The 6,539-nt window shown below is 69.9% G+C and carries 6 protein-coding genes and 1 pseudogene; 5 read left to right on the top strand and 2 right to left on the bottom strand.

The genetic code is table 11. From position 1 onward, the window contains the following. The 4 genes and pseudogenes from H0E84_RS00780 to H0E84_RS00765 all read left to right on the top strand — a co-directional run. Positions 1 to 306 (top strand): annotated as a pseudogene (locus tag H0E84_RS00780) (methyl-accepting chemotaxis protein); the annotation flags it as partial. A 98-nt stretch (positions 307 to 404) separates the two neighbouring features. Beyond that, complete coding sequence (locus tag H0E84_RS00775; protein WP_425600439.1) at positions 405 to 1,259, top strand: CheR family methyltransferase; 855 nt, start codon at positions 405 to 407, stop codon at positions 1,257 to 1,259. After that, on the top strand, positions 1,256 to 1,858 hold the full coding sequence (gene cheD / locus H0E84_RS00770; protein WP_180676718.1) for a chemoreceptor glutamine deamidase CheD: 603 nt from the start codon (positions 1,256 to 1,258) through the stop codon (positions 1,856 to 1,858). Before H0E84_RS00775 ends, cheD begins: the two co-directional genes overlap by 4 nt. Further along, positions 1,855 to 2,922 (top strand): protein-glutamate methylesterase/protein-glutamine glutaminase, encoded by a 1,068-nt coding sequence (locus H0E84_RS00765; protein WP_180676717.1) that lies wholly within the window; start codon positions 1,855 to 1,857, stop codon positions 2,920 to 2,922. Before cheD ends, H0E84_RS00765 begins: the two co-directional genes overlap by 4 nt. Positions 2,923 to 2,932: 10 nt before the next feature. On the opposite strand, the gene H0E84_RS00760 is transcribed toward H0E84_RS00765, so the two are convergent. Both H0E84_RS00760 and H0E84_RS00755 read right to left on the bottom strand, forming a co-directional pair. After that, entirely contained in the window at positions 2,933 to 3,334 is a 402-nt protein-coding gene (locus tag H0E84_RS00760; protein WP_180676716.1) for a type II toxin-antitoxin system VapC family toxin, read from the bottom strand. 15 nt (positions 3,335 to 3,349) lie between these two features. Next, positions 3,350 to 3,595 carry an AbrB/MazE/SpoVT family DNA-binding domain-containing protein gene (locus tag H0E84_RS00755; RefSeq protein WP_180676715.1) on the bottom strand — a complete coding sequence of 82 codons (246 nt, stop codon included), beginning with the start codon at positions 3,593 to 3,595 and terminating at the stop codon, positions 3,350 to 3,352. Positions 3,596 to 3,738: 143 nt separating this feature from the next. On the opposite strand from H0E84_RS00755, the gene acnA reads away from it, so the two are divergent. Continuing rightward, positions 3,739 to 6,492 carry an aconitate hydratase AcnA gene (gene acnA, locus H0E84_RS00750; protein ID WP_180676714.1) on the top strand — a complete coding sequence of 918 codons (2,754 nt, stop codon included), beginning with the start codon at positions 3,739 to 3,741 and terminating at the stop codon, positions 6,490 to 6,492. Positions 6,493 to 6,539 lie beyond the last annotated feature (47 nt).

The following is a 6,539-nucleotide window of genomic DNA, read 5'->3' as shown; positions in this document are numbered from 1 at the left end:
CAGCGGGTGACCGACATCATGGGCGAGATCTCCGCCGCTTCCCAGGAGCAGGCCTCGGGCATCGAGCAGGTCAACCAGACCATCGTCAGCATGGACGAGACCACGCAGCAGAACGCCGCGCTGGTCGAGGAGGCCTCCGCCTCCGCTCACTCCATGGAGGAGCAGGCCGCGCAGCTGGCGGAAGTCGTGGCCGTGTTCCGGCTGCAGGGCGTCGAGGCGACCCCGTCGTCCGGCGTCCGCTTCGGCACGGCGGCACCGGCGGTCCGGAACCATCCCGCGCGCTCACCGGAGCCCGTGGAAGCGTAGCGCGACCTCCCCTCTTTGCCGGTCACCGCGGCGGCAATCCCGCCGCCGCGACCCCCTGATGCAGCGGTGCGCACCCCGTGTCCAGCCCCTCCTCCTCCATCGCGCAGTCTCCCGTACCGGCCGATACCCGCGAATTCGAGTTCGCGGATCGCGACTTCCGCCGCGTTTGCGAACTGATCCACGACCGTGCCGGCATCGCCCTGGTCCCGGCCAAGCGCGACATGGTGTACGGCCGCCTGTCGCGGCGCCTGCGCGTCCTGGGGCTCTCCAGTTTCCGCGACTATCTCGACCGCCTCGAGCGCGACGGCGGCGAGGAATGGGAGGCGTTCACCAACGCGCTGACCACCAACCTGACTTCCTTCTTTCGCGAACCGCACCATTTCGAGCGCCTGCGCGTGCAGCTCGGGGAACTGCGCCAGGCGGGGCGCCCGACGCGGCTGTGGACCTGCGCGGCCTCCACCGGCGAGGAGCCGTACTCGATGGCGATCATCGCCTGCGAGGCGCACGGCTCGCTGACCCCGTCGGTGCGCATCCTCGCCACCGACATCGATACCCAGGTGCTGGCGACCGCCGACCGCGGCGTGTACCCGATCGAGCGCATCTCCGGGCTCGATCCGGAGCTGCGCAGCCGCTATTTCCAGCGCGGCACCGGCGCCAGCAACGGCCTGTGCCGGGTGCGCCCGGCACTGCGCAAGCTGATCGAGTTCCGGCCGCTCAACCTGCTGGCGCCGCGCTACGACGTCGGTGAACCGGTCGCCGCGCTGTTCTGCCGCAACGTCATGATCTATTTCGACAAGCCGACCCAGCGCGCGATCCTGGGCAGGCTGGTCCAGCACTTGGACCGCGACGGATTGCTCTACACCGGACACTCGGAGAACTACCTGCACGCGGCCGACCTGATCCAGCCGTGCGGACGCACCCTCTACCGCCGCGCTCCAGCGGGTGCGCCATGAACAGCGTGGCGGCGTTCCCGACCGACGACGTAATGCGCTACCACGACACCCGCTTCAAGGTGCCGGCGGCCAAGCTGCTCCCCACCCAGTACCTGGTGGTCGACGACCCCACCGCGCTGGTTACGGTGCTCGGCTCCTGCGTGGCCGCCTGCGTGCGCGACCCGGTGCTGCGCATCGGCGGCATGAACCATTTCATGCTCCCCGAGGGCACGGTGAGCGACGGCGCGCCGGCACGCTACGGCAGCTACGCCATGGAGTTGCTGATCAACGAGCTGCTCAAGCGCGGCGCCAGCCGCTCGCGCCTGGAGGCGAAGGTCTTCGGCGGCGCCAACGTGCTGCAGGGCTTCGTCAACAATCCGGTCGGCACCCGCAACGCCGAGTTCGTGCGCGAATATCTCAAGGCCGAGCGCATTCCGGTGCTGGCATCCGACCTGCAGGGCATCCATCCGCGCAAGGTCTGGTTCTTCCCGCACACCGGCAAGGTGATGGTGCAGCGCCTGCCGCACGCCCACGAGGCGGAGGTCGCCGCCACCGAGTCCGCGGTGCGGGCGCGGCTGTCGCGTGCGCCGGTCTGCGGCGGGGTGGAGCTGTTCGGATGAACGACACCGCCCGCTGCCGGGTGCTGATCGTCGACGACTCGGCGGTGGTCCGGCAGCTGCTCACCGAGATCCTGGGCAGCGATCCGGACATCGAGGTCGTCGGCACCGCCAACGACCCGGTCATCGCGCGCGAGAAGATCAAGCGCCTGGACCCGGACGTGGTCACGCTCGACGTCGAGATGCCGCGCATGGACGGCCTGGTGTTCCTCGAGAACCTGATGCGGCTGCGCCCGACGCCGGTGGTGATGGTGTCGTCGCTCACCGGCCCGGGCGCTGCGATCACCCTGCAGGCCCTGTCGCTGGGCGCCGTGGACTTCGTGACCAAGCCGACCGTGGGCATCGCCCAGGGCCTGGCGCAGTACGCCGATGAGATCCGCGCCAAGGTGCGCGGCGCCGCGCGTGCGCGGGTGCAGCCGCTGCAGCGCGCAGCGCCGCGCCAGGCGACGCCGGCGCCGGCGGCGCTGCGCTTCCGCGTCACCGATCGCCTGATCGCCATCGGCGCCTCCGCCGGCGGCACCGAGGCGATCCGGGTGGTGCTCGAGCAGATGCCCGCGGACGCGCCGGCGATCGTGGTCACCCAGCACATCCCGGCCGGGTTCAGCCGCTCGTTCTGCGAACGCCTGGACCGCCTCTCGGCGATGTCCGTGCGCCAGGCGATCGAGGGCGAGGCGGTGCTGCCGGGGCACGTCTATCTGCCGCCTGGCGACCGCCACCTGGTGGTGGTTCGCGACGGCGCGCGCTGGCGCTGCCGGGTGGAGGACGGCCCGCCGGTCAACCGCCACCGCCCCGCGGTCGATGTGTTGTTCCACTCGGTCGCGCGCAGCGCCGGCGCCAACGCCATCGGCGTGATCCTGACGGGCATGGGCGACGACGGCGCGCGCGGGCTGCTGGAGATGCGCGAAGCCGGCGCCGCGACCCTGGTACAGGACGAGGCCAGCAGCGTGGTATGGGGGATGCCGGGCGCCGCGGTGAAGCTGGGGGCGGCGCAACAGATCCTGCCGCTGGACCGCATCGCCGCCCGGGTGCTGGAGCTGACCACGGCGAAACCCGCCGCCGCCGGATGAGCCGCCGCACTCAGATCGACGGCACGATCAGCTTCAGGCCCTTGAAGTAGTCGCGGAAGAAGCGATCGTCGCGGGTGATCAGGCCGTTGCACTGCAGCAGCGCGTGCGCACCGATCAGGAAGTCCGGCACCGCGCGCGTGCGGGTGCCGCCGCGCTGCCGGTAGCGCCGCTGCATCTCTCCGGCGCGCAGCGCCGACTTCGCCTCCAGCGGGTGGAAGCGGATGCTCATCTCCTCGAGCACCGAGAGCGCCTCGGCGCCGTCCTTGAGCGCGCTGCAGACCTCGGCCAGCACCACGTCGCAGACCGCCACCGGGCCGTTGGCGAGGCACTGCCGCAGGCAGAGCTCGGCGGCGTCGGCATGCGGCCCGTCGGCGAGCAGGTCGACCAGGACCGGGGTGTCGATGGCGATCATCGCGGCAGTGCCGGCTCAGGGGTCGAGCGGATCGCCGGGGGCGCGGCCGCGGATCGTCTTCAGCGCCTCGTCGGTGTCGGCGAACCCGTCCAGCCGGAACCGTCCCCGTGCGCGGGAGATCGCGTCGTCCACGCTCTTGCGCAGGATGATCCGACCGCCGTCGAGCTCCACCTTGAGGATGGTGCCCTTGCTCAGGCCCAGAGCGTCGCGGACCGCCTTGGGCAGGGTGATCTGGCCACGTTCGGCAACGGTCGCTTCCATCGGCGGTCTCCGCCACGGTCCAGGGTATGCCCGCAGTCTACATACTTCATTTGTCATACTCAATCGGGCATACTTTGCCGTCACGACCCCCCCGCGAGAATGCCGGGGCGCCCCCCGCACCCAGCCACAGGAGTCTTCGCCCCATGAGCGATTCCTTCGCCACGCGCAGCCAGTTGAACGTCAACGGCAGGACCTATGCCTACGCCAGCCTGCCCAGGCTCGGCGAGCGCTTCGACATCGCGCACCTGCCCTACGCGATGAAGATCCTGCTGGAAAACCTGCTGCGCCACGAGGATGGCGTGACGGTCACCGCAGCGCACATCGAGGCGGTGGCGAAATGGGACGCGAAGGCCGCTCCCGACACCGAGATCGCCTTCATGCCGGCGCGGGTGGTGCTGCAGGACTTCACCGGGGTGCCCTGCGTGGTGGACCTGGCGGCGATGCGCGACGCGGTCACCCGCCTCGGCGGGCGGCCCGAGCAGATCAATCCGCAGATTCCCTCGGAGCTGGTGATCGACCATTCGGTGCAGGTCGACGTGTTCGGCCGCCGCGACGCGCTCGACCTCAACGGCAAGATCGAGTTCGAGCGCAACAAGGAGCGCTACGGCTTCCTGCGCTGGGGCCAGAAGGCCTTCGAGAACTTCAAGGTGGTACCGCCCAACACCGGCATCGTGCACCAGGTGAACCTGGAGAACCTGGCGCGGGTGGTGATGGAGCGCGAGCTGGACGGCGAGACCTGGGCGTTCCCCGACACGGTGTTCGGCACCGACTCGCACACCACCATGATCAACGGCATCGGCGTGCTCGGCTGGGGCGTGGGCGGCATCGAGGCCGAGGCGGCGATGCTCGGGCAGCCTTCGTCGATGCTGATTCCGCAGGTCGTCGGCTTCCGGCTCACCGGGCGCCTGCCCGAGGGCGCCACCGCGACCGATCTGGTGCTCACCGTTACCCAGATGCTGCGGGCGCACGGCGTGGTCGGCAAGTTCGTCGAGTTCTATGGCGAGGGCCTGGCCCACCTGCCATTGGCCGACCGCGCCACCATCGGCAACATGGCGCCGGAGTACGGCGCCACCTGCGGCATCTTCCCGATCGACGCCGAGGCGCTGACCTATCTGCGCCTGTCCGGACGCAGCGAGGAGCAGATCGCGCTCGTCGAGGCCTATGCGCGGGCGCAGGGCCTGTGGCACGAGCCGGGCCTGCCGGAAGCCACCTACTCCGCCACGCTCGAGCTCGACCTGGGCGAAGTGCGGCCGTCGCTGGCCGGGCCGAAGCGGCCGCAGGACCGGGTGCTGCTGGAGGACGTCAAGCAGAACTTCCGCGACAACGTCGGCCCGCTGGTGGCCCGCCGCAACGGCGCCCTGGCCGAGCAGGTCGAGCGCTTCGAGAAGGAAGGCGGCGGCCAGCCGCAGGCCGAGCGGCTGGCGGCGACGCCGGTTTCGAAGATCACGATCGACGACAGCGAGCACGAGCTCACCGACGGCTCGGTGGTGATCGCAGCGATCACCTCGTGCACCAACACCTCCAATCCCGCGGTGATGCTCGGCGCCGGCCTGCTCGCCCGCAATGCCGTGGCCAAGGGCCTCAAGGCCGCGCCCTGGGTGAAGACTTCGCTCGGGCCTGGCTCGCTGGTGGTGACCGACTACCTGAAGAAGGCCGGAGTGCTCGACCATCTCGAGAAGCTGGGCTTCTACGTGGTCGGCTACGGCTGCACCACCTGCATCGGCAATTCCGGGCCGCTGCCCGAGGCGGTCTCGAAGGGCATCGCCGACAACGACCTGGCCGTGGCCTCGGTGCTGTCGGGCAACCGCAATTTCGAGGGCCGCATCCACGCCGAGGTGAAGATGAACTATCTCGCCTCGCCGCCGCTGGTGGTGGCCTACGCGATCGCCGGCACCGTCGACATCGACCTGGCCAGCGAGCCGCTCGGCCACGACGCCGACGGCGAGCCGGTGTTCCTGCGCGACATCTGGCCGAGCAACAAGGAAATCGGCGACACCATCGCCGCGACCGTCGGTCCGGAACTGTTCGCCCAGAACTACGCCGACGTGTTCAAGGGCGACAGCCGCTGGAACGCCATCGACTCGCCGGACGGCGACCTGTACGAATGGGACGGCGCGTCCACCTACATCAAGAACCCGCCCTACTTCGACGGCATGACGATGGACGTCGGCGACATTTCCGACATCTCCGGGGCGCGGGTGATGGGCCTGTTCGGCGATTCGATCACCACCGACCACATCTCCCCAGCCGGCAACATCAAGCAGGACTCGCCCGCTGGGCGTTTCCTGCAGGAACGCGGCGTGCAGCCGGCCGACTTCAACAGCTACGGCTCGCGGCGCGGCAACGACGACGTGATGGTACGCGGGACGTTCGCCAACATCCGCATCAAGAACCTGTTCTTCGACGGCGAGGAAGGCGGCAACACCCTGTACTTCGGCAGCGAGCCGCCGGAGAAGATGGCCATCTACGACGCGGCCATGCGCTACAAGGCAGACGGCGTGCCGCTGGTGGTGTTCGCCGGCAAGGAGTACGGCACCGGTTCTTCGCGCGACTGGGCCGCCAAGGGCACCAACCTGCTCGGGGTCAAGGCGGTGGTGGCCGAGAGTTTCGAGCGCATCCATCGCTCCAACCTGGTGGGCATGGGCGTGCTGCCGCTGCAGTTCCGCGAGGGCGAGAGCGCCAAGACCCACGGCCTGGACGGCACGGAAACCATCGACATCGCGGGGCTGGACGACGGCAAGGCGAAGATGGCCACGGTCGTCGCGCGCAAGGCGGATGGGGCCGAGACCCGCTTCGAGGCGCACGTGCTGCTGCTGACGCCGAAGGAGGTGGAGTACTTCCGCCATGGCGGCCTGCTCCACTACGTGCTCCGTCAGCTCGCCGCCAAGGACGCCTGACCGGCTCTCCGACAGGCGGAAGCCCGGCCGGCGGCAGAGCCGCCGGC

It is taken from the genome of Luteimonas salinisoli (assembly GCF_013425525.1).
GTDB classification, from domain to species: domain Bacteria; phylum Pseudomonadota; class Gammaproteobacteria; order Xanthomonadales; family Xanthomonadaceae; genus Luteimonas; species Luteimonas salinisoli.
This window is presented reverse-complemented; position numbering and strand designations above follow the sequence as displayed.